The sequence below is a fragment of the Streptomyces chisholmiae genome (assembly GCF_031845445.1).
Taxonomy (GTDB): Bacteria; Actinomycetota; Actinomycetes; order Streptomycetales; family Streptomycetaceae; genus Streptomyces; species Streptomyces chisholmiae.
Genome location: NZ_JAVREO010000175.1, coordinates 1 through 456, shown reverse-complemented (window position 1 = coordinate 456; position 456 = coordinate 1). Strand labels below are relative to the sequence as shown.

General features: G+C 60.5%; 1 protein-coding gene. It reads right to left on the bottom strand.

Going from position 1 to position 456, the window contains the following annotated elements; genetic code table 11:
- The coding region (locus tag RM844_RS32655; RefSeq protein ID WP_311671060.1) for a hypothetical protein at positions 1–456 on the bottom strand (456 nt) is incomplete at both ends.

Genomic DNA, 456 nt, shown 5'->3' with positions numbered 1-456 from the left:
ACCCCAAGCAGGCCATCGACCTGTTTTTAGCTTCTCACGCTGACGAAATTCAGAGAATTCACAAAGGCTATCAAATTGCCGTCGAAAAGACTGCGCCCAGGAACGCCTTGCAGCGATGGCGTAACTGGCGCGTCGCAATGCCAAAGTAGACCGCCAAGCCTCAGCCGAAGTGGCCACCGCGTTCTTCGAGCCCAGCGCAGCGCTTGCACTGGCAGAAGCGGCGATGGCCGCGCCCACCGCATCTTCCGAGAGATAGAAGGCAAGCACGACGGCGCTGGTGCCGATCACCGGGTCGAGAGTCTGGAAGGCATAGACGAAACCCGCCGATACGGTGCCTTGCTGCACATGCACAGTGGTGCCCTTATGCATTGTGCGGGCGGTGCGGGCATCCGAGGCGCGGTACCATGTCCCTTCCGACGCCGTATAGATGCTGTTCAGCCTGGCATCCGCCTGGTC